The sequence below is a fragment of the Marinagarivorans cellulosilyticus genome (genome assembly GCF_021655555.1).
GTDB lineage: Bacteria > Pseudomonadota > Gammaproteobacteria > Pseudomonadales > Cellvibrionaceae > Marinagarivorans > Marinagarivorans cellulosilyticus.
In genome coordinates this window covers 916,585-943,431 of sequence record NZ_AP023086.1, presented here as the reverse complement: position 1 = coordinate 943,431, position 26,847 = coordinate 916,585, and the positions used below count along the sequence as shown (strand labels likewise).

Annotated in this window: 17 protein-coding genes; 13 read left to right on the top strand and 4 right to left on the bottom strand. The window is 45.1% G+C overall.

From position 1 onward, the window contains the following. Positions 1 to 237 precede the first annotated feature (237 nt). The 4 genes from MARGE09_RS03715 to MARGE09_RS03700 all read left to right on the top strand — a co-directional run bounded on the left by MARGE09_RS03715 (position 238) and on the right by MARGE09_RS03700 (position 3,009). On the top strand, positions 238 to 849 hold the full coding sequence (locus MARGE09_RS03715; protein WP_236986012.1) for a hypothetical protein: 612 nt from the start codon (positions 238 to 240) through the stop codon (positions 847 to 849). Further along, positions 831 to 1,370, top strand: coding sequence for a helix-turn-helix domain-containing protein (locus tag MARGE09_RS03710; RefSeq protein ID WP_236986011.1), 540 nt, complete (start codon positions 831 to 833; stop codon positions 1,368 to 1,370). The genes MARGE09_RS03715 and MARGE09_RS03710 overlap by 19 nt, the downstream gene beginning before the upstream one ends. Before the next feature lie 124 nt (positions 1,371 to 1,494). Then, positions 1,495 to 2,361, top strand: a complete 867-nt coding sequence (locus MARGE09_RS03705) for a DUF2306 domain-containing protein (RefSeq protein WP_236986010.1) — start codon at positions 1,495 to 1,497, stop codon at positions 2,359 to 2,361. A 165-nt stretch (positions 2,362 to 2,526) separates the two neighbouring features. Continuing rightward, the gene (locus tag MARGE09_RS03700) at positions 2,527 to 3,009 is read left to right on the top strand and encodes a hypothetical protein (protein ID WP_236986009.1); all 483 of its coding nucleotides are present in this window, start codon (positions 2,527 to 2,529) and stop codon (positions 3,007 to 3,009) included. 123 nt (positions 3,010 to 3,132) lie between these two features. Here MARGE09_RS03700 and MARGE09_RS03695 read toward each other — a convergent pair whose 3' ends face one another. Continuing rightward, positions 3,133 to 4,431, bottom strand: a complete 1,299-nt coding sequence (locus MARGE09_RS03695) for a hypothetical protein (RefSeq protein WP_236986008.1) — start codon at positions 4,429 to 4,431, stop codon at positions 3,133 to 3,135. Between the two features lie 533 nt (positions 4,432 to 4,964). On the opposite strand from MARGE09_RS03695, the gene MARGE09_RS03690 reads away from it, so the two are divergent. Next, positions 4,965 to 5,369: a hypothetical protein gene (locus tag MARGE09_RS03690; RefSeq protein WP_236986007.1), complete on the top strand. Its 405-nt coding sequence runs from the start codon at positions 4,965 to 4,967 to the stop codon at positions 5,367 to 5,369. 30 nt (positions 5,370 to 5,399) lie between these two features. On the opposite strand, the gene MARGE09_RS03685 is transcribed toward MARGE09_RS03690, so the two are convergent. Beyond that, positions 5,400 to 9,635 carry a DEAD/DEAH box helicase gene (locus MARGE09_RS03685; protein WP_236986006.1) on the bottom strand — a complete coding sequence of 1,412 codons (4,236 nt, stop codon included), beginning with the start codon at positions 9,633 to 9,635 and terminating at the stop codon, positions 5,400 to 5,402. 184 nt (positions 9,636 to 9,819) lie between these two features. Here MARGE09_RS03685 and MARGE09_RS03680 point away from each other — a divergent pair, with 184 nt between their 5' ends. Continuing rightward, complete coding sequence (locus tag MARGE09_RS03680) at positions 9,820 to 10,641, top strand: DUF481 domain-containing protein (RefSeq protein ID WP_236986005.1); 822 nt, start codon at positions 9,820 to 9,822, stop codon at positions 10,639 to 10,641. 304 nt (positions 10,642 to 10,945) lie between these two features. On the opposite strand, the gene MARGE09_RS03675 is transcribed toward MARGE09_RS03680, so the two are convergent. Both MARGE09_RS03675 and MARGE09_RS03670 read right to left on the bottom strand, forming a co-directional pair. Further along, a complete protein-coding gene (locus tag MARGE09_RS03675) occupies positions 10,946 to 12,352 on the bottom strand; it encodes a sensor histidine kinase (RefSeq protein WP_236986004.1) in 1,407 nt (468 codons plus the stop codon). Further along, complete coding sequence (locus tag MARGE09_RS03670) at positions 12,352 to 13,059, bottom strand: response regulator transcription factor (RefSeq protein WP_236986003.1); 708 nt, start codon at positions 13,057 to 13,059, stop codon at positions 12,352 to 12,354. The genes MARGE09_RS03675 and MARGE09_RS03670 overlap by 1 nt, the downstream gene beginning before the upstream one ends. A 329-nt stretch (positions 13,060 to 13,388) precedes the next feature. On the opposite strand from MARGE09_RS03670, the gene MARGE09_RS03665 reads away from it, so the two are divergent. The 7 genes from MARGE09_RS03665 (at position 13,389) to MARGE09_RS03635 (ending at position 26,700) form a co-directional block, all read left to right on the top strand. Continuing rightward, the gene (locus MARGE09_RS03665) at positions 13,389 to 14,582 is read left to right on the top strand and encodes a transposase (protein WP_236984675.1); all 1,194 of its coding nucleotides are present in this window, start codon (positions 13,389 to 13,391) and stop codon (positions 14,580 to 14,582) included. Positions 14,583 to 14,762: 180 nt separating this feature from the next. Then, positions 14,763 to 15,257, top strand: a complete 495-nt coding sequence (locus MARGE09_RS03660) for a Spy/CpxP family protein refolding chaperone (protein WP_236986002.1) — start codon at positions 14,763 to 14,765, stop codon at positions 15,255 to 15,257. 252 nt (positions 15,258 to 15,509) lie between these two features. Then, a complete protein-coding gene (locus MARGE09_RS03655; RefSeq protein ID WP_236986001.1) occupies positions 15,510 to 16,754 on the top strand; it encodes an esterase/lipase family protein in 1,245 nt (414 codons plus the stop codon). A 47-nt stretch (positions 16,755 to 16,801) separates the two neighbouring features. Beyond that, positions 16,802 to 17,998: a sodium/glutamate symporter gene (gltS, locus tag MARGE09_RS03650; RefSeq protein ID WP_236986000.1), complete on the top strand. Its 1,197-nt coding sequence runs from the start codon at positions 16,802 to 16,804 to the stop codon at positions 17,996 to 17,998. 564 nt (positions 17,999 to 18,562) lie between these two features. Beyond that, complete coding sequence (locus tag MARGE09_RS03645) at positions 18,563 to 22,672, top strand: two-component regulator propeller domain-containing protein (protein ID WP_236985999.1); 4,110 nt, start codon at positions 18,563 to 18,565, stop codon at positions 22,670 to 22,672. 297 nt (positions 22,673 to 22,969) lie between these two features. Continuing rightward, positions 22,970 to 23,794: a glycoside hydrolase family 11 protein gene (locus tag MARGE09_RS03640; protein WP_236985998.1), complete on the top strand. Its 825-nt coding sequence runs from the start codon at positions 22,970 to 22,972 to the stop codon at positions 23,792 to 23,794. 1,139 nt (positions 23,795 to 24,933) lie between these two features. After that, entirely contained in the window at positions 24,934 to 26,700 is a 1,767-nt protein-coding gene (locus MARGE09_RS03635; protein WP_236985997.1) for an RICIN domain-containing protein, read from the top strand. The last annotated feature ends 147 nt before the right edge of the window (positions 26,701 to 26,847 follow it).

The following is a 26,847-nucleotide window of genomic DNA, read 5'->3' as shown; positions in this document are numbered from 1 at the left end:
ATTTGGGGCCATTATAGGCTGCTTTTACCCGCCAGCCTATGGTTGCGCCAACGGTTCCTGTAGCATGGCTACGCTACAAGCTTGCGTTAGGAGCAAAATGTCGAAAAGCAAACCTGTAAGCTGCTATCGCGAAAAAGTGAATTTTTAACGATGCCCGCAAAGCAATAAAGAGACAAGCTTTTCACAGCACACCCCCCACCGCCGACACTCCACCGTAAGGCCCAGCGAATTAGCCCAATGAATATTTCACTCACCATTATTTTCGCCATAATGACCGGCGCTTGCTTACTTGCACTTATTGAATCCCTTCGCCGCTGCGAAGCCCCACAGCAGTACAACCCCTATTTAACAGGGTTATTACTACTGATTTTGATGCATACGTTAGGGGAGTTATTTATCGCCTCTGCCGGCTATAAATATGCGCCGCACCTAGCCGGCATGCAATTGCCTATTCGCATGTTACTGGGCCCTGCGCTCTACCTTTACGCCAAAAGTATGATGTCTAGCCCCCCAAGGTTATGGTTAATTGGCGGCACAGCGATGCTCGGGCCGCTTGTTGTCGCAATCATTATGCTGCCTTTTGCCAACCTTAGCGCAGCCGATAAGCTCGCATTGGCAAACCCCGCCACGCGTGACCCAGAGCTTTTTCGCCTAGCTTGGGTTACCTGTTGTAGCGCAGCAGGGGCTTTTATTGCATTTACAAGCCTTTACTGGGTAATGACTTTTAAGCTGCAAAAGCGGCATCGCCAACGCATCATGCAGCGCTACGCTAATATCGAAAAACGCGCCCTCGATTGGCTGAAATATTCATTGTACGTTTGGGGGTTACTGTGGTTATTTTTGGCCTAGACATTGTCTTGTGGGCCAACGGTATCCATTCGCAAGAACTGGCAATGGGGCTAGCGCTGCTGCAGGCCGGCGCATTCATTGCATTCGCACACATGGCAATTAACCAACCGCGCCTTGTTGTACCTCAGGCACAAACGGCCACAACCAAGCCTATCAATCGGCCCGCCACATTAACTTCAGCCCATATGGAACGCCTAAGCTCTAAGCTGCAGCAAGCGATAGCCAATGACCAATTATTTAAGCACAACGACCTATCGTTGCGACAACTCTCAGATACTACCGGTATTGCAGAAAATCATATTTCAGAAACTTTTTCGCAACACCTGAACACCAACTTTTTTCATTTCGTCAATGGCTATCGGGTTGAGCACGCCATGCATCTACTCAAGTCAACAGACCTTAGCATCACCACAATTGCGTATGAGGCAGGCTTTAATAGCCGGTCCACTTTTAATAATGCGTTTAAAAAAACCAACCAACTCACGCCCACAGCGTTTCGCCAGCAAAACACCGCGGTATAGCCCCTGAAGACTTAAAACCTTGAATGATAGGGCCTGCAGGTTGTACGACTAGGCCCATCCGGACGACAATCACCACAGCACACGGCATGCTCTCGCGTTTTAGGCGCATAGAAGGAAGGCCAGCATGAACGTAAACCCGCCACAAGTCAGCACACCGCAACATCAGCACCTCAACCCCCATGATATAAAAGCTCAAACCACACTCAAGATCACTGGGCTTTTCTGGTTCGCCATAGTTGTATTAGGGCAATGGGCTTTCCTGTATTACATTGCCGCTTTTTATGGCGTCTCAATCATAAGTGGCGACATTAGCATTTGGAACCGCTATGAACCGCTGGGCAGTACACCATTTAAAGTAGGAGACACCGCCGGCAACACCATGTTCGGCATTCACGCCCTTGGGGCTGGAATTGTGGCTTTCGCAGGAGCCCTTCAGCTGATCCCACAGGTGCGGCAATGGGCGCCTAGGTTTCACCGCTGGAATGGGCGGGTCTTTCTTGTAACAGTTATTGCCCTTTCGCTTTCAGGCTTTTATTTGGTTTGGGTACGCGGCAGCAGCCCCAACACGCTATCCGCTATAGGTACCACTATTAACGGGCTGCTCATTTTAAGCTTTAGCTACTTAACACTTGCACGCATACGCGCTAAAGCCATAGCCAGCCACCGCCGCTGGGCATTACGGTTATTTCTTGTTGCCAATGCGCAATGGTTTTTGCGCGTGGGCGTGTTTAGTTATTTGATGGTGGGAAATGCGTTGGGAGCAGAGCCAAACTTAAACAGCCCTTTCTTTATATTTTGGACGTTTGGCTGCTACTTGCTACCACTTGCCATACTAGAACTGTTTTTATACGCCAAAAGCCACAACTATACCCTTATAGCTTGGGGCGTAAGTGCCTTGGTTTTGGCGCTTACCCTGCTAATGCTTGGCGGCATCATCGGGCTTGGCTTCTTTTTTCAGCTTATTATTAACGGCGACCCCATTCCTTTTTAAACGTTAAGGTGGGCAGAGGTCTCGCAACTCGAGCCTCCGCCAGCGCCAACTAAGACCAACATCTCACTGTGCGAATACAAAGCGCCAACTACGTAGTTTTACCCATAGTTAAGCAGCAACATAGGCATTAACCTGCAGCCAAAACCCAACCAAGAGTATTAGGCGATGAAGATTATATTTTCATTAATAGCGGTTCTGGCATTGATGGCCTGCGACGGTGCTAGTAACGGCGGTCTTATTGAAGACTTCAACCTCACCAACGATAGCAGCTATACACTTACCGTCACCTACAAGGTCAACCCAAGCGAACTGAAAACCTCGGTAAGCTCAAACTACGATGATGAGGGCGTATTCTTTGGCGATAAAATTTACACCGCCGATATTGGGCCCGGAGATAGCCATAGGCTGTTTAGAACAGACATAAAGAAACACGCGAGCTGGCATGCAACGGGGCCAGCAAAACCCGATGATTTTTTTGAATATATTACTACCGAAGCAATATTAGATGGGCGTGTCGTGGCAAACATTAATGCGCTAAATTTTGAATATATCAATCACGGCGCCACAAGCGCTGTTAATAACTCGTCCGTTAATCCATCTTACGAATATCACGCTACAGTCACAGACCAAGACTTACAATTCCCCTAGGCATGCAAGCAAGATTAACCGACCGATCAACCCCACCTGCCGCCTTCGGTAGCGAGCTTTAATGTGTAACGATGTTCAGGAAAACCCAAATAAAACCCCAAGGCTTTTGTAGGCCTTGGGGTTTTATTTACCGTGAATGTATTTAAAAATATGGCTAATACCCGCATTAGTACTGCGCCCAGTATAATTGTGACAAGCAAAACAATTTGCTGCAGGCTTTAAGTTACCGGTGCCTGTGTATTCAGGGTCGCTAAAACCTTGCTGAGCATTAGTTTCCATTGTGGTATTGGCCAGTTGAATAGAGCCGCGCTGGTTAGCTAATACACTCGATGGCTGGCTAACATCGTTCTCCCATAATGCACCCACAATTTTGTAGTTTTGCAGTACCTTTAAAGCATTGCTATCGTTTAAGCCACCAAAAATTGCGCTTAACTGCGTATTAATTGTGATGATATTCTCACGGTTTTTATCCGCTTGGTTATCGCCTGGGCGCGTACCTTGAGCATAAACTTGGCAGATTTCGGTCGCCTCACCGGTTAACGGCGAGCTCCCCCCGCTGGCAGGCTCCAATACTTTATTAAAATGGCAGGTACTTGTAGCCGGCGGGTTAGGTAATTGCTTAGCGCAACTTTCGCTGGTGAAAGTCCAATGGTCAGCCTGACCCGATATTGGCTTTTTCTGGCAGTCCGGCGCATTGAGTTTATGCTCAAAGGTTGCCCATATAAACTCGGGATGTAACGGCGTGCTTTTCACTAAGTGAAAACCCACCATGCCGTAGAGCTCGTCACTTTCTAAGGTGCCATTATTATTTGTATCGCTTTGAATCCACACATAATTAGGCTTATCGGCCTTCTCGATAGTGCGCCAAGACGATTTAATTTCCGTCGTGCCGGCCGGCAAAGTAGGAGAACCTTTAGGCACCGCGCACATACCGCGGTCTATTCTTGCCTCATATAAAACAATATTGCCTTGCTGGTCATAAATAACCGCATTGTTAAAAGCCTGATTCATTTCATTAGGCGCAACAAAATCATTACTGTCTACGGTGTTGTCTTTTAACGAGCGAACAAAGAGCTTAGATTCCGTATTGTTATCGGCACAAGAGTTTTGGCCCTCCCCTAAAAATACAGGATACTTCTGGCTATCTAAAAAAACGCGCTGCGTGCCATTGGGTGCATCCATTAGCGCAATAAACCACTGCCACGAAAATTGATAAAACTGACACAAATCAGCTCCATTACCAGGGACCTCTGCCGGTGCACCCTGAGGTTTTTGGACCCAGCTAGCATTGGCGGCACAAAAAGACGGGTCGACGGAAGCCGTCGATACCGCCGATGACTCTTGAATACTCTGGTTACCGCAACCAGCACTCAACATCGCCAAAACGAAAGGAAGGGAAATAGCTTTTTGTACATTATGCATTGTAGGCCAGACCTTAATACCAGAAAGTGTAGAACTACAATAGCGGCAAACACATATTACGCCATTACAGAGTATTACACCGCTTAGTAACACCCCGCATTGCACCAAACACAACCACGCCAAAACAACGAAACCTACGCCAGCCGCGTAACCATTTTTAAAAAATCGAGAAATCGAGAAAACGAGATATTTATCTATAAATCGCAGCTGAGAGTCAAAAGGTGCAGTCTTATAGGTGATGAATCGTTTTTATCGCGCGCGAGGTGCGCCAAGGCGAAGGGTAGACTTTGATGGTTCAACTGAGGCTTTTAGGTTTACTGCTAATAACTAAAAGGGCATCCCTAAAAACACACGCCTATATAAGTGTTATAGCTTGCGGCTAGGTCTACTATTTTTCAAAAATTAACTGCGGTGCAAACAGTCGGATTTTGGCATCCCCCCTTTCTTATTGGCTAAAAAATCATCTAGTCGTGTTGAATTTATCCAGAATCTGCCTAGCCTGAATAAAGAGCAAAACCATTTAGGTATATGTAATGAACGACCGTAACTGGATGCTAAATCCATCCGCGATAAGATCCGCCAAAGAGTGTATTCAATTGGTTAAAAAGGAGCTGGGAGTTAAGCTACTGCTTTCGCACCCTGAGTTTATCCAAATGCTGCATGAGTATGTTGAGCTCACGGAGTCTCAAGAGTTAAATACCGCTTATGGAAAATTAGTTTCTTTTGCTGGCGCGGGAAATGTAATAAAGAGCTTAAAATCCAAAGAGGCAACAATTGTAGAATTTAAAGCCAATGGCACCGATGCCGCGCCATCAGAACAGGAAACCACCACCCCATCGGACGACGAGATGGTAACTTACGGTAATAAACAATTTCCCCGCTGGCGCGAAGGAAAAGAATTTTCCGGGCTATACCGTGGTCAGCCTAATTATACATAGTGACACTAAATCACATTTAAAAACGCAGCGTTAAAACGTCTCTTGCAACATATTCAGCATATCGTCTACCGATAGTTTTTGCGCTTGCTCGTTTCCTGCCAACAATTTATCGGCTAAATCGCGTTTGTGTTGGTGCAAAGCAACTATGCGATCCTCGATGGTATTTTTCGCAATTAAACGGTAAATGGTAACCGGCCGCGTTTGCCCCATTCGGTGTGCCCGATCAGATGCTTGCTCTTCTACTGCTGGGTTCCACCAAGGGTCCATATGAATAACATAATCCGCTGCGGTTAGATTCAGGCCAGACCCACCGGCTTTTAAGCTAATCAAAAATACATCGCCTTCGCCACTTTGAAACGCATTAACACGCGAAGCCCGTTGCTTTTGTGGCGTACTGCCATCGAGGTATTGGTATTGGATAGATCGTGAATCAAGATGCGCTTTAATTATCTGAAGATGGCCTACAAACTGGCTAAATATTAGCGCTTTATGATTATTTTTCTGAAGTTCATCTAACAACTCATCCAATGCAGCCAGTTTTGAACTGTCCAGTGGCGTCTCGGGCATCACTAACTTAGGGTGACAACACGCTTGGCGTAGCTTTATAAGCTCGGCTAGCATTTTAATGCGCTGTTCACCTTCGTTGGCAGTTTTAGTGGCGTTAGTAATATTTTCTACAGCATTCCGCCTCAAGGCTTCGTAAAAATTTTGTTCTTTAATGCTTAGCTCAACATGTATATTAATTTCTGTTCGGGCAGGCAATTCGGTAAGCACTTGGCTTTTCATGCGCCGCAAAATAAACGGCTGTATTAGGGCCTTTAACCCCAAGCTCGCCTTGCGAGCAGCGAGTTTATCTTCTTTAACGTTTTCAATAGGCAATGCATAGCGCTCGCCAAAGCGTTTTACATTCCCCAACAATCCCGGTGTAATAAAACGAAAAAGACTCCACAATTCGGTTAAATTGTTTTCGATAGGCGTGCCTGTGGTAATAATTTTAAAATCACCTTTCAGCGCACACGCAGCCTGTGTACGTTTTGCTAATGGGTTTTTAAGAGCTTGCGCTTCATCGGCAACAATAGTGTGCCATTGCACCTTAGCCAAACGCTCGCTTTCGCGCTGCAATAATCCATAACTTACAATAACGCAGTCAAAACCTGTAACGCTATCCAACAAGCTACTGCGTTGCTCCGTCGTTGTGCAATCAGCAAATAATCTAACGTTAAGTGTCGGCGCAAATTTAACGGCCTCTTGCTGCCAATTAAAACAAACCGAAGTGGGTGCAATCACTAGGCTCGGGCCATTTTTAGCGCGCGATAACAGAACCGCTAACGCCTGCAATGTTTTCCCCAACCCCATATCATCGGCTAAACAGGCACCCGCCCCCCAGTGCGCCAAACGAGACATCCAATCAAAGCCCACTATTTGATAGTCGCGCAGTTCAGCCTGCAAAGTAGAGGGAACAACAGGTTCAATGCTATTAGACTCGTGCATTTTCTGGGTTTGGGCCTCCCAAGCATGGTTGGTTTTCATGCGCATGCCAGTGGTAGCCTCTGCGACCTGTACACTTGCCAGCTGATGGAACTTGCCACCATCGGTTGCCTGATTAAGCTGATCTAGTTTTTTTCGTAAATCTTGCGATAGCACCAAAATTTGATCGGTATTTAGCGGCACAAATCGTCCACTGGTTGCACTGACCAACTCCAATAGTTTACGCAGCTCTATCACTTCACTTTCATCAACCGCTAGCTCGCCTTTTAAATCAAACCATTCACTTTTTTTGTTGACGGCTAATGCAAGGTGTTGGCCATCCAATGTTTTGGTGAGCGTAATACGCTTGCCTTTAGGCCAACGCAAGCGTAGTGCAAATGGCTTAGGCGTGGTATTAATCACGCGCTCTAACTGTTCAAGCGCTTCGAGTGCACCCTGCAAGTCATCAATCGCTAAGCAATTATCCGGCATCGCCAAAAAGTGCGGGCAATGTTTGTCCAGATCATCCAATAACGTTTGTTCGCGCAGTAAGTCACGTTGCGTGGCAATACGCTTACCATCAAGCTCTGTTGTTAAACTCGCATTGCCCATAATGGGTTTAAATGCGGGTCCATTATCTCCAAAAGGCATGACTACGCAGGTAAATTCTAGCCCCTCCCCTAAGGGCTGAATATTGATCACTAAATGCTCATCACAAGGGACAGTTTCTAGGCCGGTATCTAACTCTTCGATATCTGATTGAATATTCAGCAACGGCGCAATAGCAGAAACACTTTCAAGAACTTTTGCTTTGGCATGCACAGGAATAACCAGACCACCCTCGCCAACTATTTGGGCAACTTTTAAATGAGAGGCACTAAATACCGTAAAAACATAGCTTTGCACGCCATACTCTTTAACCGTTAACGCATCATCCTCATCTAAATCTGCTGGCAAATCGGCAATACTTAACAACAACTGATCACCCTGCTGACTAATGAGCAGCTCGGGTTCTTTTTGCACAATATCAACGGGGGAATCCAGCGCATCTGTCAAATACACATTATCAAGGTCTTTTGCTGCCACTAATGCTTTAGCACCCTGCAAAACATAATCAACAGAGTTGTAATAGCCCCAATTTTGGTAAGCTTCAATAGCTCGGCACATGGCTTGGTCGGCATCGGTTAAATAAACCAGTGATTCATAATCTTTAGCTAATCGCTGCAAAGAGACTGGCCGCCCCTTACTCCAGCCTTTGGCGGTTTTTTTCTGCTCTCTCGCTTTAAATGAAGCAGTGCCACAATCAAGTGTCATCTCCCAAATAATTCTTACCGGTTTCTCCGTTTTATTATTTGTTTTAGCACCAGCACTATTGCCCTCAGGGTTAAGTGCTATTAATTTTTCAAGGGCTAAATCCCACTCCGGCTTCTGACGAATCAAAGTGGGGAAATGAACAATATCACCTTTAACTACAGCAGCATTATCACCCACAAGCGGCTTAGCGAGAACATCATCAAGCTGTTCACACAAATGTGAAAACAAGCTCATCTCAGAATTAAGAAAGTATTTTTGGGCCTCATTTAAGTATTTATTCTTCGGTGGTTTTGAATCACCTTGGCACCACACCACCGCCAAACTATTAACCAATATCAGTTGATTATAATAAAATTCGGAGCGTCCAAGTGTGTGCTCATAATAGCCTAGACTAAATATATACGAGCTTCCTGAGTACAAACACGAGGCCAACTTCCCAATGGCTGAAGACACAACATTATAATCAATGTTGAGCTTGTTTCGATCACCCAACTCAAATTCAGCGTAATCAATGACTCGGTCGTAATATTGCGCATTTTTTTGGCTAGCGATAACCAATAAGCATAATTTGTGAAATAGGCCTAGGGTTTCTCCTAAGTATTGCTTCTTCCTGCGCGACAATTTATTTTTAGCAGTGATGGCTTTACCAAACAACGCTTCGGCCGCATCAAAATCCCCCATTAAAAAATGGTACGTCGCATTCAGCTGTAAACCATAACAAGTCGTATCATTTTGCTTTATAGTGTTTTTAAATTCTTCAAAACGACAACTATAAAGATAGCACTCCCCCAACAGATGCCGCAAAGGTGTATTGCTAGGATTATTATCACAAACACGCTCTAATAGGCTTATGGGGTAACTATTGGCTTCGCCGTGGTAATTGCGCAACACAATCCAAGCTGCAAAACTTTGATATTGAATACTATTTGGTAAGGTTAAAAACGTTTCTAAATTGAAAGGGACGAAGAGTAATTTAACCAGCACTTCATTGAATACAGCATCGATGATCTGAGGGTTTTTATCGCATTCAAGTAATTGTTCCACCTCTTCATATTCAGCCAAGAAATAACTATGGCGTAAAGCCCATTGAATATCCGAAAGGTTACGCTGCCAAGGGTGAAGCCGGAGGCACGGCATCTCCCTGTCCACCTCCGCCACCAATAAGGTATAACTTTTATCGGCAAGGCACTCATTAACTAAAAGGTTGGCCAACAGCACATTCAACTGAAGTCCACCTTTAGAAGCCAGAATAAAGCCGCCGTGTACCAGCTGCTTTCTATTGTCGGCTGATAGCCCCTTAACTTTCGTTTCCCCATATAACTGGCTGCGGCCCACAGCCGTTAAGATAGTATTTAGCTTAGTTGCACCAATAGGCTTATAGATAACAGCCAATAGCTTTAAAACTATTTTTTCGTAGGCGCTGAGCGCTTGATAGTCGGTATAGAGCTCATCAATTTGGCGAGCCGTTAAGGTTGATATTTCCATAGATAATCGACAACAAAGAGGGAAAAGGTGGCAAATATGGCGCAAGCTATCAACAATCCCTATTACACACAAGCCTCGCCAACAATAATGACTGCAGCAGGCCCCACAATGAACACCCGATAAAACCCAAACAAACCGTGTTAACGCTGCACAAACGTAGTCACCTACAGGGACTGGCGGTACAATGCCGAACTATTTTTTTCAACATGATGAGGGTTTCATTTTGCGCATACAATCACTCGCTGCCGCTATATGTTTTTTAACTGCCGCGCCAAGCTGGGCAATCTCCAATATTGAAAGCCAGCGCCCAGGCGCATTAAAGGAGGGCTTTAGCGGGCAATTATCGGTAGGCTTAAGCGGCAAAACCGGTGATAAGAGAGAAGAAGACTATACCTTCAATGCACGGCTGAATTACCGGCAAGATAAGAATTTATTTTTTGTTATCGGCTCGCATGAATATGGTTCTACCCGCACCATAAAAGATACCGACGAAGCTTTTATACATGGGCGCTGGATGCACAGCTTTAACGCAAAATGGGCCGGCGAAGCCTTTACCCAGTGGGAAGAAGACGAATTTGCCAACCTAGAGTCACGTACACTGCTTGGCGGCGGCGCCCGCTACTTAACCGCGCATAAAGAAAATGTGTATATACTGGCATTAGGCCTAGGCGCCTTTCGCGAGCACGAAACCTTAGACCTATCCACCTACAAACAAGACACCAATACATGGCGCATTAACGCTTACTACTCATACAGCCATAACCTTAACAAAAACACCTCTATAGCTAGCACAACATATTTGCAACCCTCTAGCGATAACTTTGATGATGTGCGCGTTCTTTTTACGTTTTCACTCGATGTAAAAATGACAGATTCGCTAAAGCTTTCTGTCGGCTACCAAGCCAAGCATGACAGTCAGCCAGCCAAAAACTTAGCGGCAGATCCAATTATTGATAATAATAAAACCAATACTGAATACTCCACGACGCTCAGCTACCAGTTTTAACCTAGAAACCGCAGTTGAGAGTCAAAAAGATGCGTAGACTTTGATGGTTCAACTGCGGTTTTTAGGTTTAATACAGGGCATCTAAAAACAGTAATTTTTGTGTGAGAGCAAGGGCAGAGGTTGCTGCTGGCAACTTTCTGCACTTCCTCTACGGACAACTGAATTGATTCAGGAGGTAAAGCGACTCATCGCTACAGGACGTGCTTTTTAGACATTGCAGGAGATTTAAGGGCACAATGTCGAGGAGCGGAATATCTAGAAACAAAAAACTGTAAGCTGCTATCGCGAAAAAAATGCATTTTTATCAATGCCCTGCAGGCATTGCATTTAATATTACCTGCACACTAAGGCCGCCTTCGGTATGGTTATCAATAATTAATTTGCCGCCGTGTTGCTTTATTGCTTTGTCGGCAATGCTTAGCCCCAAACCAAAGCCCTCGCCGTGCATAACCCCGCCCCCACGGTAAAATGGGCGCTTAAGTAACGCTAACTCTTCTTGTTGCATCCCGTTGCCGTAATCGCGGCAACAAACCTGCCATTGTTTATGGCCCGCAGGGGCAATTGAAATATCAATAGGCCTACCTTCTGGCGAATATTTACAGGCATTACGAATAATATTTTCCAACGCGCGCGATAATGCGCCCGCATTAGCCATAACATGAGTAATGCTAACAGGTTGCGGCATCAACGAAAAATCACACTGTATATGGCGCTGTGGAAACTCAAAACGCACATCCTTTACTACCGCCTCAACGCATAAAGCCAGTGCTATAGGCGCCATATTTAATTTTGCACTACCCATTCGAGCTAATTCCAGCACCTCATCAATAAGTGCATTTAAACGGCTGCACTCTTCATGTATTTTACCGACATAAAGACTATTGCCCTCGCGCTGCTCAATTAACGATGCCGCCACTTGTAACCTAGCAAGTGGGGCACGCAGCTCGTGAGATACATCGTGCAACAAGCTCTTTTGTGCGCTAAAGGCTTTATCAACCTGTTGGACCATATTGGCGACATCACGCGCCAAATCACCAATTTCATCGCCGCGCTTTAGTAAACCTGTATCAACCAATGTGGCTGTTTGCGCACTATCTTGCAGGCTATAATTTTTAGCGTACTGCTGACCAAAATCACCCAATTGGCGCAAAGGCTTAACAATGCGCCAACTAATAAGGGCACTAATAATAGCCGAGGTTATAAAAATTAAAACCAGTTGAAAAGACACCAAGCTGGCCATGGCCTCGACGATAAATTGAGGCGGGCGGTGTGCTAGGTAAAACACGGTGTAACCTTGTTTATTGTTCCCTTCGATTTGCAGCGTTTTAAATATTGGGGCGGCACGGGATTTTTTATTTTTACCACCTAAGGCACTGGTTACATCTTTTCGCCAACGGCTTTTATAAATGTAATTACCGCTATCGTCTTTTATATCTAACATTAATTCGGGAGCTATGCGATGCCGCCTTTTAAGCTGTACTAAAAGGCGCGATTTTCCATAAGGTAAAGCATTGTTAGTTTCGTATTCATCAACAATTACCTGTGCGAGCAATTGAACCTGCGATTGGTAATTTTGTACATACTTATTGCGTGCACTATTGTGTGCCAATACAAAAGCGACAAGCGCAATAATCGCAAGGTTAGTCAAGCCGATAATGCCAAACAACTTCCAATAAATGCGGTTATAGCGCAACAGGCTCAGCAGTTTCATCACAAAGCATCATTTTCCAATAAAAGCATTTGATAGCCCACCCCGCGCACAGAGCGAATAATGTCGCTAAGGCCACTTTCAGCCAGCTTATGCCGAATACGGCTGACATGCACATCAATGCTACGATCGTATTGCGTAAACTCCCGGTGCAAAGCTTCACGCGTAAGATTTTGTTTGCTCAATGCTTGCCCGGCAGATTTCATCAATACTAACAACACATTAAATTCTGCGCCGGTTAAGCTTGCCGGCTCGCCATTAAAAGTAACCGCCAGCGTACTGGAATTCATAGTAATATTATTCAGCGTTATGACAGCCTCTGCAGCCCCGTAGCCCGCCGCCCCTGGTTGCGCCCGGCGAGTTACGGCACGCAAGCGCGCAGCCAACTCCCGCGGGTTACAAGGCTTACCCAAATAATCGTCGGCGCCCATTTCTAAACCTATAATGCGGTCTATATCATCGCCGCGGCCGGTTAACATAATAATGGGAATGGCATTATCGGCCCGCACGCGTTGCAAAACCTCTAAGCCTGTCATGCCGGGCATCATAATATCCAGCACCATAACGTCGCATTCAGCTTTAGCAAGGTGCTCTATTGCACCGCTACCGCTATTCACACTGCAAACGTCAAAGCCTTCAGCCTGAAGGTATTGCGCTAGCAACTCACAAAGCGCCAGGTCGTCATCAACTAATAATACGCGCTTACTCATGTTTAATGCCTAAACCTCGCTAATCACAGAAGAACACCTCTAAAAATAGTCATTTTTTGTGAAGGAAAGGACTGAATGGACTCAATAGCAAAACAGTGGCGTCACTATCACGTAAAACGTGCTTTTTTAGAGATACCCAGAATACCTTAAGCCAATACTGGTACATCACTATTTACAACACTTCGGACAGTTTTAAGCACCACAATAGGCCCAAAGTAGTCATGTCGTGTCGGCAGGAAGGGAATAGAGTTTCGCTATGTTATTAGGTGTCATGGATAAATTTTGAGATAATTTGGTTTCTGACATCAAACAACCCACAAGATTTACCCATGACAGACCTAGTAAACACTATTTTCAGTTTAATGCCTAGCATCAATAAGCCTCAACGTGTATTTATGACTGGCCTGCTTGCCACATTGGTTGTATTTCACGGTCGAGCGACTTTCAGAAATATGAGTCGCTATAGCGACATGAGTGAGAAGCGATTCGCGCGTTGGTATCGACGTGGTTTTCCGTTTGCGCAATTCAACACAGAGCTTCTCTTGCATTCATTGGGGCGGTCGCAGGAAAATATTGCAGCCATTGACGCTAGCTTCATGAAAAAGTCAGGTAAAAAGACAGAGGGGCTAGGCTGGTTTTATAACGGTGCTCAAGGGGCTAGTGAACGAGGACTAGAAACGTCACTCATTAGCGCAGTGAATATTAAAAGTCATACGGCTTACTCGATTGATGCGCGGCAAACCATCGATACAGAAGGTAAAACACGCACTGATCTTTATGCTGATCATGCTGCCGATATGGCAGATGAATTGAAGCGTTTAGAGATTCAGTATCTAGCCGCTGATTCATTTTATAGCAAGTATAAATTTGTGAACAGCGTTGTGAATGCAGGGCTGCACATGGTCGGCAAGCTACGAGTCGATGCAAATTTAAAATGGCTTTATCGGGGAGAATACTCGGGCTGCGGGCGGCCCAAACAATACGAAGGGAAAATCAATTTTGAAAATGATCTATCGCGCTTTCAGTACATTGGATCCTATGAAAGTAACACTGAAATATACAGCGCCATCGCGTATAGCGTTTCATTGAAGCGTGAGGTACGTGTAGTGCTTCTTCGATCGTCGGATTCAGCTGTATCGACAAGAGCGATATTGTTCTCGACAGATAAAAATTTAGACGCACTGACATTATTGTCGTATTACAGGGCTCGATTTCAAATAGAATTTTTATTCAGAGATGCTAAACAATACACCGGCTTGACACATTGCCAATCACGCCGTTCGGAGGCCATCAATAATCAGGTCAATGCGTCATTAACGGCTCTCAATCTATTAAAAATTGAGGATAGAGATAAAAAACAAACGGCTGAGAAAACGGTCATATCGATAGCGAGCTGGAAGCGACGAAAGTCCAACCAGCATCTGCTCTCAAGAGTTTTTGAGAGGTTAGGTGTAAACCTGAAATCGATTAAAGTCTGTAATGTGTACGAGGAGCTGAGTGATTACGGGCTTATTGCTTCATAAAACTGTCTACAGTGTTGTATTTACATAACTTTACACAGCCTTAACCCTAGTTTGCAAAAGGCCTAGGCATACTGGAACCCTACTCAGTACGACTTACGCACAAGGCTTAGCCAACAGCGTATGGCGACGAGCAACCAGTACGACCAACCGCAAAACCCAAGATGACTAAAGGTAAATACAATGAAAAAATTACTGATAACTTTATTAGCAACATCAACATTAGCGACATCAACATTGGCGGCAGGTACTTATGCTTATGCCCACAACAATAACAACACCACCACCGATGAAGCCACTACGACCAGCATGGACAAACACTCACAAAAGCATAGCCCACGTGAGCACAAAGCAAAGCATGCTAAAAAACATCTCAAGCGTATGGCCAAAGCGTTAGACTTATCTTACGACCAAATCGAGGCAATTAAAGCCCTGCACGAACAAGCGAGGGCCGAACGGCCAGAGCGCAGCCAAGGCTTATCTATTAACCAGCTTAACCCATATGCTGCTGACTACAGTGAATCCGTCGCGAACATTGCAGCGCAAAAAGCCGCCGCGGTAGAAAGCGCGATATTAAAACGGGCAGAACTACACGCCCAAGTATTTGCAATACTGACGCCAGAACAACAAGAACAAGCATTGCAACTTGCCGCAGAAAGAAGCAAACGCAAGCGCTAAGCTAGTAGTAAGTTAAACGGGCGGCACTGGCTGTAAACACGCCAATGCCGCTATCGCCCTACCCTCCCTTTGCTACATCACTGATCACATCCAAGCTCCACATCTTATCGAGCATAGGATTTGCCCTTGGCGTACGATATAGTTAGCCATAACCGCACTAACTATCGCTACGCTTGCATATACACCAAACCTTCCCCCTCTGGTTTTCTGTAAATAAAGCTTGGCGGCATACAAAAGATAAAGGGACTCCGAATGAAATTTGACCTATTTACATCTACTCGCTATGGCTGCGCCGCAATATTTATTTCGTTGCTGCTAACGGGCTGTTCTTTAATGGCCATTAAAGAACAATCAGAGATCGTAGAAAGCCTTGGTTCTGTAAGTGGCACCATCAATGTCCCCGCCACCCTTGGCACCACGGTGTATGCCACTCTCATTGAGCCTCAAGGGCAGCACTTTAAAATAGTTAAGCAATCACTACTGTCGGCCAATCGGCATTACAAATTCAGCGTGCTTGCTGGCACCTACCATGTCGCTGCATTTGTAGATTCAAACGGAGATGGTGCATACCAACCGGGTGAACCGGCAACGTACTCAGGTATTGAAAATAGCCAGCCAACAAAATTTACAATACAACCAAACGAGACACTCAAGATTGCTCCATTGACCATCAAAGGCGCCATTGCAAGTAGAGGCTCTAGCAGTAAATTGCATAAATCCACCAGTAGAGCCTATGCCAATATAGGTAAGGTCACATCACTCCAAGATCCTATGTTTTCGCGCGAAAATGCTCTAATGGGCTTTTGGCGACCAGTAGATTACACCAATGAATTTGGTGGCGGCCTAATGATGCTACAACCTTTTGAAAAAGAGAAAACACCGGTTATTTTTGTTCACGGTATTATGGGGAGCAGCCTAGATTTTAAAGAACTTATTGCCTCTGTAGACCGTAGCCGTTTTCAGCCTTGGGTTTTAAATTATGCCAGCGGGGTTAGGCTAGAACTTATCAGCGACTACTTCGATCAAGCACTATTACAAATTCAAAAGCAACACCCAGTAGATAAAGTTATTATTATTGCACACAGCATGGGTGGGCTTATGACCCGCTCATTTGTCATGAAACACCAAGCAAGCGTATACAGCGTTAAGCTGGCAATGGTTATGACAATTAACAGCCCTCTTTACGGAATGGATAGCGCAGCCAAAGGTGTAAAGTCGTCACCAATTGTTATTCCTTCTTGGCGCGATGTTGCACGAAACAGCGAATTTGTACAAACCGTGCACTCATGGCAATGGCCTAAAGAAATACCTTATCAAATGGTATTTTCTTACCTACCTGGCGAAGATGGCGATGGCGTAGTGCCATTAAATAGCCAGCTTTCACAATCGTTACAAAATGAAGCCACTCACGTGCAAGGGTTTGAAGCGCAACATGCAGGAATACTAAGCCAGGCAGATTTCATCAGCTATTTCAATACACTACTAAAGCAGTATTAAGTCATCGTTTAACAAAATTAGATTAATACCGCTTAACCGAGGTTTACGTGTTAGAGCTTTCTGAACGCCAAACAGTAATAATTGCCATACTGGTACTTTTTTTAGGTAAGTTGCTCAACAAGCACATTAAGCCTCTGCAGGAATACAATATTCCAGAGCCCGTTACCGGCGGAGTACTCGTCTCTTTACTGCTTGGCCTAATTTACTTTAGCGCCAATATTGAAGTGCGCTTTCAATTAGACTTTCGCGATGCCATGCTGATTGTTTTTTTCTCCACTATAGGATTATCTTCTCGCCTGATCACTTTATTACAAGGAGGAAAAAGCTTAGCCCTTTTACTGGTTATGGCCATTGGCTATTTGTTTATACAAAATCTTACAGGCCTTGCCATTAGCCAAGTTACGGCACTGCCCTCGGCAGTGGGCGTATTAGGTGGGTCGATAGCATTAAGCGGAGGCCATGGTACTGCCATCGCTTGGGCGCCTTCTTTTGTGAGTGATTACGCTGTACACAACGCAATGGAAATTGGTATTGCGTGTGCTACCTTTGGTTTGGTGCTTGGTGGAATCATCGGCGGCCCCATTGCTAAACACCTTATTAACAAACATAAACTAGATGCCTACCAACCCCAAAATATTACCGTAGGGGTAACCGATAAATCCAGCAATAGAGCTATTGATGTAGACTCAATTCTTATTTCTATTTTAGTGATCACAATTACAACAGGCTTGGGTATACAGTTAGATCAATTTATTGCAAGCTTCGGTTTACAGCTCCCTACGTTTGTATCGTGCCTGTTTGTCGGCATCTTATTAACAAATACCGTTCCTTATGCCCTTAAGAATATCGACTGGCCTACAGGTTCGCCATCCTTAGCGCTAATTTCCGATTTAAGCTTAAGCCTATTTTTAGCGATGTCTTTAATGGGGCTACAGCTTTGGACATTAATTGACTTAGCTGGCCCTATATTACTGTTGCTGGTAGCGCAGGTATTAGTGGCAGCGGGCTATGTCATCTTTGTTGTATTCAATGTACTAGGCCGCGACTACAACGCCGCTGTAGCTGCCTCGGGTTATGCAGGTTTAGTTATGGGAGCCACGCCCACAGCCATTGCCAACATGACGGCCGTCACTAAAAAATACGGCGCGGCCCCTAAAGCCTTTATAATTGTTCCGCTTGTAGGCGCATTTTTTATCGATATCACCAATGCTATTATTATTAAATTCTTTTTGAATTTATTGTGATACCTAAAACCGCATTTAAGCTATTAACAGCCCCCAACGTTATAACCTTCCGTAAGCAAGAGCGTACTCGGAAGAACTTACGATATTAACATTTAATCATAATTACCCTACAAGCCCATAAAAAATCAGGCCTCTGCCTAGGGAACCTAACCCTTCTGAATTTACACAAAAATGAACAATATTTTAGGCATATGAGCGCATGCCTAAAATTCATTGGTATTACCTATTTCGCCCTCTTGCCACAATTCATCAAAAAGCCTTTGGCAAAGCGGCCGCAAGCTCGCTTGAATGGCATTCTTACCTATACTAATTAAACCTAGAGAACGTAGTTGGACCATCAAAGCCTACGCATCCCTTCGGCGCACCTGACGCGCAGTCGAAATGATTCATTACCAAAAAGGTGACTAACCATTTTTACTGCGCGCCATACGCACCAACGGAATACGCATTTTTGCAGCTTTCAACCATGGTTTCTCGGTTAAACGCGATATTCCGGGGCTTATGCAGCTATGGCATGCTCCAACATTCACCGAATCTATTTATGGGCCAATGCAGAATAAAGATATGAAAAAGTTCATCCTCTTACTTCTATTCGCAATAACATCCTCGCAAATTAGCGCCCAGTTATACTCAAGTAAAATAAGCTTTCAACATATACTTGAAAACAAAGATGTTGTGCTGGGTGTAACATTATCGTTGCACCAAGACATCGACGGTTTTATATGGATGGGCGGCGAGAGCGCGCTCATCCGATACGACGGTTATAGCTTTAAAAGCATTGGGGAAATTAATCAAGACGACCCCAGCGGAAAACCAAAATCAGTCGGGGTAGTCCCTCACATTTTCGAAGATAAGCACGGCGTGCTCTGGGTTGCCTCGATTAGAGGGCCACTTTGGTACGACAAAGAAGTCGAACTGCTTAGGCGCTTACCTGATCACACAAGTTTAAAAGATGCGCCTTTATCCTCTGTCGGCGCAAGGCGCATCGCCGAGTTAGACGACGGCCGAATAGCTGTGTCTACATTCGGCGGCGTATACATTGTAGACCGCGATACTGGGGCTGGTCTTTTGTTACGCACCAGCGACGGGCTTAGCCCCGGCAGAATAAATAGCATCACTGCAGGGCAGGGCTATTTGTGGATCGGTACCGCCAGTGGATTGGATCGCTACAACCCAGAAAATGGCCATATTAAAAATTTCCGGCCCTATGCTGCCGCTCCAGATTCCGAGCCAGATAATGGCGTTTCATCAATCCTATTCAGCAAAAAAGGGGATATGTGGCTAGGCACAGATCGCGGCCTTATTCACTTTGACCCAAATACACAGCGCTATAAGCGATATAGCCATATAGACGGCGATAAAAACAGTTTTTCTGGCGGTGACATCTGGTGGCTTTCAGAATCGAAAGACGGCCACATTTGGATTGCAACAGATGGTGGTGGCCTAAATATGTTTTCCCCTGAAACAGAAACTTTCGTGCAATTTAAAAATGAGCCTGGACGGGCGAGTTCTTTAAATTCGAGCGTTGTGCGCACCGTTATCGAAGATAGCAATGGCGATTTATGGGTGGGCAACTACCCCAGCGGAGTTAATTTTTTCGACAAATCAAGTGCCGCAATTAGTGCTTACACCCCAGACGCGGCAAACCCCACCAGCTTATCTCACATATCCGTCATGGATATTGAGGAAGATGCCAACGGCAATATTTGGGCAGGCACAGATGGCGGCGGTTTAGATTACTTTGACAGAACGAATAAAACTTTCACACACTATAAACACAGCAAAGAAAACCCCAATACTATTGGAGCCCCAGCGGTACTATCGTTATTCCTTGATTCCAAAAATATTCTATGGGGCGGAACTTGGGCCGGTGGAGCCTTCCAGGTCGAACTAGACAATCAAAATAAGATCACACGACTTCCCCACGATGCCAAACGTGCAACGACATTACCTATTTCGCATTCAAAAAAGTTAAACAACGACAAAGTCTGGTGCATTTATGAAGATAAATCCGGCACTATCTGGATTTGCACGCACGAAGGTGGGCTCAATCGCTACAACCGCGAGACTGGTGATTTTACTCACTATATTACAACAAGCGAACCAGGCTCTTTATCGAGCAACCAAGTGTGGACGGTCTACGAAGACAGCGAGGGCGTCTTTTGGGTTGGCACAGTAGGAGGGCTAAATTGGTTAGAGCGCGAAAATGGACGCTTTAACGCCTTTATGCCAGAACTTAATAACAGAAAATCTATTAGCAACCCCTCTGTACTTAGTATTTTTGAAGACAGTAAAAATCGCATGTGGTTTGGCACAAACGAAGGGTTAAACCTATTTGATCGCAAAACCAAAAGCTTTACCACCTACGGAAAAGCCGACGGCTTCTTTGATGATTCCATTCGAAGCATTATAGAAGACCCTAATGGCCAGCTTTGGATGGGTACCAATAGCGGCGTAGTCATGTTTGACCCAGATTCAAAACGCGTTAAAAACTACAACCGCGATAGCGGTAAACTTATTGGCGGCTTCAACTACACCGCAGCACTCATGACAAAAAACGCCGAAGCAATATTCGGCGGTAAAAAAGGCTTGCGGATCTATAAAACTAAAGAGATGAGCGACAACGCTTTCCTCCCACCGGTGGTATTCACCAACTTAAAAGTAAACTCCGAACAAGTCCCAATAAAACCGAATAATAGCCTGCTCGATAAAAGCATTAATATAACCGAAGAACTAATACTGAATTACAAGCAATCTATCTTTGAAATCGACTTCGCCGCGTTAGGGTTTCGCGACTCGGGTAAAAACCAATACGCTTACATGCTTGAAGGCTTTGATGCTGGTTGGGTTAATGCCGGGACCGAACGACGAGCTAAGTACACCAATTTAGATGCAGGCACCTATGTGCTGAAGGTAAAGGCAAGTAATAACGATGGCGCATGGAACGAATCAGGAAAAGAGTTACGCATCATTCAACTGCCACCCCCTTGGGAAACTTGGTGGGCCTATACGCTGTATGCATTTATCATTTTAGGAATGATCACCCACTTTGTTAATAAACAACGCCAAAAACGTAGACTTATTGAAGAGCAAAACCGACTATTAGAGGCCAAAGTTACAGAGCGCACAAAAGAACTTGCCATTAAAAATAATGATATACAAGCTATGCTTGGCAATATGCGGCAAGGGTTGTTCACTGTGGAGGCTAACGGCAACATTCACCCAGAGTATTCTGCATATTTAGAACACATTTTTTCCACCAAAGCTATTGCAGGGCAATGCGCCATAGACTTGCTTTTTGAAGGTGCAGATATTGGTACAGACGCACTAAACCAAGCAAAAGAAGCACTCAACGCAACAATTGGTGAAGATGCGATTAATTTTTCCTTTAATTCACACGCCCTGCCAACAGATTACACCGCAACAAGAAACGGCAAAATCCAACATTTATCTCTTGATTGGGACCCTATTTTACAGGGCGATATAATCGCAAAGCTCATGGTATCGGTTAGGGATGTGACCGCATTGAAGGAAGCCGAGGCTGAGGCTTCTAGCCAAAAGAGAGAGCTAGATATTATATCCCAAGTCATTAAAATACCGGAAAACAAATACCTAGCGTTTGAACAAAGCACTGAAGAATTTATTGCCGAAAACCGTGAAAAAATTAAAAAATGTAACGAAAAAGACACAGAAACCATCGCCCTACTATTCCGCAATATGCATACAATTAAGGGGAACTGCAGAACCTATGATTTAAAGTACTGTAGCGATGTGGCGCACAATGTTGAAACTTATTACAATCAACTAAAAAACAACACCGAAGCACAATGGGATAAGAATAGGCTTTTACGCGATTTAGACTCAATAGAAGAAGCCATTAGTGAATACCATCAGGTTTATCACTTCATACTAGGCCGAGGAAATAATTCAAGCCACGATAAAATCATGGTTAGCGCCTCCGCATTACACTCTATGCAACGCTACATTTCACGCACCTTCAAAGCATTCCCATCGATAAAATCTTCGACTGACTTACAATCAGCCAATATGTTATTAAACATATCGCTTTCTTCCCCCTTAAGTGAAGTTATCAACGAAATTGTAAAATCACTTCCGTCGATTGCCGTTCTTTTAGAGAAAAGCGAGCCTAAAGTAACATTTGATGATCAAAATATACGTATTCGCACGGAAGCCCACGAAACTATTAATCATGTATTTGCACACATTTTGAGAAACAGCTTAGATCACGGAATAGAACCACCCGCTGAGCGAGAGGTTTTGGGTAAAGATCCGCAGGGGCATATACACATCGTAAGCCAACGAAAAAACAATGAAATTACAATTACCATAACCGATGACGGTAAAGGGATAAATACTCAGGCGCTGTTTAAAAAAGGAGTGCAAATGAAAATTTGGGGGGAGCAAGACGACATCTCCGAGCAAGATATCGCAAACCTGATTTTTAATTCAGGCACATCCACCAAAGAAACCGTAAGCGAGATTTCTGGCCGAGGCGTAGGAATGGACGCCGTGAAAAAATTCTTAGAAAGCATCGGCGGTAACATACGGCTAAATTTACTCAAAGATACTGCCACAGTAAAAGGATACACCCCTTTTGAATTAGTTATTACTCTTGCGCCATCACATTATCTAGAGATCTCGTATGAGAAGTAAAATGAAGCGCGCAACTAGTATTATTTCAGCGGCAGGCCCACAGTGCCCAAGTAGACGCCAGGATTAACCAAAGGTTGACCGTGATGGATCGTAACAATAAGATTTTGGTAACGCCCTACAATAGGTATGGCGATGTCGCTTTTAGACTATTATCATCCTATTAGACGGTGTATTTTGACCGTCGGCGCCCACTAAACCGATAACATCGACTATTGTTTAAGAGTAAGAGCTTTAATACATTTTTACGAGTCTACACAACCACGGCATATAGCCCACTAAAAGCTGGAGGATGGCAATTTGAAAACCCCTTTACCCATTTATACCCTTATAATTTCTGGGGTATTAGGCCTTGCTGGCTGCACAACAGCAACAGACAAGTCAGAAGAACTTAGCCACCAAGCTAAATCAACCGGCGCTTCTATCGATAAGTTTGCAGCTTACACCCAAAAATATACCCGCCCTATTCTGCTAACCCAAAACCACGCAACCGGCCATGTTGGCGACTTTTTCTTTACCCACTGGAAGGATGGCGGCTCTGCCTCGTTAAACCTGAGTACCGATGGCGCCTTCAGCGTAAAATGGCAAGGGGGCGGTTATAATTATGTGGGCGGCCCTGGCTGGCATTATGGTGATGAAGACCGAGTAATCGGATACCGCTTTAATGAAGACAGTGGCGCAAATTTTATTACGCTATACGGCTGGGGATATGATAAAGATATGCCAGAATCAAACCCTGCACACCTCGTAGAGTATTACATTTTGCAAAGATGGAGCAGCGCCTATCAACCTAGCGATAATGGCACATTTGGTAAAACCTTTACGAGCAACGGTATTGAATATTCCACCTACCGCACAACGCGCGATCAAAAACCCTCGATTAATAACATCGCAACTTTTTATCAATACTGGAGCATGCCTAATAAGCCACTACCGCTCGGGAAAGATTATAAAATTATATTTTCTGATCACGTTAAAGCCTGGGAAGATACTGGCTGGATTTTACCAGACATGAATAACTTCGATGCCAGTGACGACCCAACATATCAAGTAATGGCTGTTGAAGTATTTAACCCACCTAAAGATGGCACAGCCTCTGGCCGAGTATGGGATGCGGCGCCTTAAAGGGCGCCCCACTCTCTACTAAGCGCGCCTTACATTAGAATGGCTCTGCACAGCCGTAGCGGTTATATTTTTATGTGATTAAGCTGCACTAAACTAGAGCGGCATAACAAAAGTTACATAGAATACAGAAAAAATACCACTAATAAGGAGCACAATGTCGAGGAGCCGTTATCGAGAAGCATAATATCGAGAGCTGCATCAACTGGTTGATCTCCACGGATGGAGGAAATGCAGAAGTTGCCAGCAGCAACTTCTGCCCCTTGCTCTGACACAAAAAATTACAATTTTTAGAGCAACCCACAATTCAGTATTCAACCAAGCAGGGTTCGCCCCAATTAACATATATCTAACGACCTACATACTCTTGATGTTTTGGGCAGTTTTGGAAATTGTATATTCAGTATACATACGCAAAAACAATGGAACTTTAATAATAGCGGCATGCTCATTTTTTGTAATAGTATGCCTCATATCGAAAACTCTACTATTCAGCGCTTATGTGGATTATTGGCAAGGATTTGAAAACGCCGAAGTGTTCGGGCACAAGATTAAAAAGACTTACCGTATTCAAAGGCCGGCTTATAAGGGCCCGAAAATGATGAGTTATCGTGAATACCTTCGAGAAGGGTGGTGTCGGAACAATATATCCATCGGGAGTATGAATAGCGTTCAAGAGGAACGCATAAGGGAAGAGTATGATGCATATCAGATACACACTATGAGCGAATTTCAGCAGGACTAGGAGTAAAGCCTTAGCGAATGAGTTCGGGAATTCCATAGAGGCGATGATAAAAACAACGTCACTGTAACTTGGCCTTTTTTGTGAAAAACTACCGCCAATAAACTAACTACAAAGCTGGAATGTAGAAAAACACCTAAAAATGCAGCCTGCTAAAGTGAGCATATAACCTACACCATGCTCCACATTTACGGCGCCTGCAGCGCATTAACTTGGAGACCACAACACACCATAGCGCTTACCTCCATACCCCTAAATACAGTGCACGACTAGAGCTTTTGAGCAACGCAATGTAATCGGTTTCACAGCTTGAAGATTAACCGCTTGAACCGGTCTGCCCTATTTGTTGGAATCAATCGCCAGAGCATCCAATAAAAAGCTGATTAGGTAAGGTGGCCCAATGAAACCCGTTAGAATTTTAGCCTGCACATCTCTTGTTACCCTACTAACGGCCTGCGTTGGCGAAGCGCCTGACGATGCGGCCATGAGTAGCCTAGCGATGGAAAGCAGCTCACTTATTAGCTCATCAAGTGCGCCTACTGCGGCATCGAGTACGCCAAGCGTAGATAGTAGCAGCTCATCAAGTTTGCCCGCGTCTAGCGCCGCAACCTCTAGCTCGGTTGTTAGCTCAAGCAGCGCAGCACCCGTACCAAGCGCAACCCCGGTAGCGATGAATACAAACCGCTGGTATGTGCTTGCTAACCGGGCCAACGGCTTGGCTTTTGATATCGCAGAAGTGTCGGAAGAGGCAGGCGCCGCCTTAACGCAGTGGAATCGTACCGACGGCGAAAACCAGCAGTTCCGTTTTGTCGATTCTGGCGATAACTATTACCGCATGGTTGCACGCCATTCGGGCCTTGCGCTCGACTTATACGAATTCCTTACCGACGAAGGTGCCGACATCGTCCAATGGGAAGACTTAGACGGTGAAAACCAGCAGTTTCACATTCTTGACTTAGGCAATGGCTACCACCAGCTCAGCAACCGTTTAAGCAATAAAGTACTGGCGCCCGAGTTCAACTCTGATGTTGCCGGCACCCGTATTACGCAGTACACCCGCAGCGCCGAATTAGCACAACAATGGCAGCTGATAGATTTTGCAGCTTACACGCCTGCCCCTACTCCCAACCCAGATACCGGTAATCCCGGCGAATGTGGCGCGGGCACCGCGAAGGCTCGCGTTACCGGCCAGCCGGGTAATTACCAAATGAATGGCCGCAACTTTGGCGACGACTATAGCGGCGCAATAATCGCGGCACTGGGTGAGTTATCGTCCGGTAGAACCCAGCAAGAGCGGGTCACTATTATGGCCAGCGGCGATGTAGGCGATACGCGAATCAACCTCCAAAGCAACACGATTTTTGAGGTGTGCGGCACCATCAATACGACACCGAATAATAGAGGAGCCATCACAATTTGGGGTTCAAGAACAGAGAACGTCTCCATTCCTTATCTTAAAATGACGGGCAACCCAGCCTTTGCAATACTCATTGCCGACACCCACAACTTGCACCTAGGGCAAATTGATTTACGCCTCAGTGGTGGCGCAGGTATACGTTTTGATAACCGCGGTACAACCACCAATGTAACCATCGACAGCATTTATGTTGAGGGCACCAGTGGCCACGGCGTAGAAACTTGGAATGTCGACGGCTTAGACATTGGCACTGTCGTCGCACGCGATACCGGTTATGCCGGCTTACTGCTCAACAATTCCCGCAATGCCAATATTGGCACTGTTGACGGTATAAATACGGGCGTCGGGACTGGCTATGCCACGCTGCGTTTTGCTAATACCAATGGCCGCGTCAACAACCAATACCCCACCAATATTTACGTCGATAAATTAATTTCGCGCGGCGGCGGCCGAGGCCTATTTTGCGTGTCGCAATCCGGCGGTGTAGAAATTAATAATATTGATCTGGCGAATAACGGCAATAACTCGGCACTTATCGAAAACTGCTATAACGTCACTATTAACAGCGGTACCGTTAATGGCGGCGGCGAGTTTCGCATTTCGGCCCGTTCAGAATTCGACAACTCCCGCGACTTAACTTTCACAAACCTTAATGTCAGCAATACCAGTGTACGCGAATCGCCCTGTGCGGATAATTCGAACTGGGTGAACTTAACCGTGACCGGCGGTAACCGAAATATTTGTGATTAATACGAAGATAATAGCGTGGGATGCCGCCACGCTATTACCTAAAATATTGCAACTGCATGAGGAAATACCCGCCCCCAAGAATACGCCCGAATTAATGGTTCAAGGTATCGCACGGGCGCGGGCTTTTTCACCCAGCTTTGACAATAA

Coding starts and splice junctions, on each gene's coding strand:
- MARGE09_RS03715 (WP_236986012.1), top strand. CDS start 238: ATGAATATTTCACTCACCATTATTTTCGCCATAATGACCGGCGCTTGC.
- MARGE09_RS03705 (WP_236986010.1), top strand. CDS start 1,495: ATGAACGTAAACCCGCCACAAGTCAGCACACCGCAACATCAGCACCTC.
- MARGE09_RS03700 (WP_236986009.1), top strand. CDS start 2,527: ATGAAGATTATATTTTCATTAATAGCGGTTCTGGCATTGATGGCCTGC.
- MARGE09_RS03695 (WP_236986008.1), bottom strand. CDS start 4,431: ATGCATAATGTACAAAAAGCTATTTCCCTTCCTTTCGTTTTGGCGATG.
- MARGE09_RS03690 (WP_236986007.1), top strand. CDS start 4,965: ATGAACGACCGTAACTGGATGCTAAATCCATCCGCGATAAGATCCGCC.
- MARGE09_RS03685 (WP_236986006.1), bottom strand. CDS start 9,635: ATGGAAATATCAACCTTAACGGCTCGCCAAATTGATGAGCTCTATACC.
- MARGE09_RS03680 (WP_236986005.1), top strand. CDS start 9,820: ATGCCGAACTATTTTTTTCAACATGATGAGGGTTTCATTTTGCGCATA.
- MARGE09_RS03675 (WP_236986004.1), bottom strand. CDS start 12,352: ATGAAACTGCTGAGCCTGTTGCGCTATAACCGCATTTATTGGAAGTTG.
- MARGE09_RS03670 (WP_236986003.1), bottom strand. CDS start 13,059: ATGAGTAAGCGCGTATTATTAGTTGATGACGACCTGGCGCTTTGTGAG.
- MARGE09_RS03665 (WP_236984675.1), top strand. CDS start 13,389: ATGACAGACCTAGTAAACACTATTTTCAGTTTAATGCCTAGCATCAAT.
- MARGE09_RS03660 (WP_236986002.1), top strand. CDS start 14,763: ATGAAAAAATTACTGATAACTTTATTAGCAACATCAACATTAGCGACA.
- MARGE09_RS03655 (WP_236986001.1), top strand. CDS start 15,510: ATGAAATTTGACCTATTTACATCTACTCGCTATGGCTGCGCCGCAATA.
- MARGE09_RS03645 (WP_236985999.1), top strand. CDS start 18,563: ATGAAAAAGTTCATCCTCTTACTTCTATTCGCAATAACATCCTCGCAA.
- MARGE09_RS03635 (WP_236985997.1), top strand. CDS start 24,934: ATGAAACCCGTTAGAATTTTAGCCTGCACATCTCTTGTTACCCTACTA.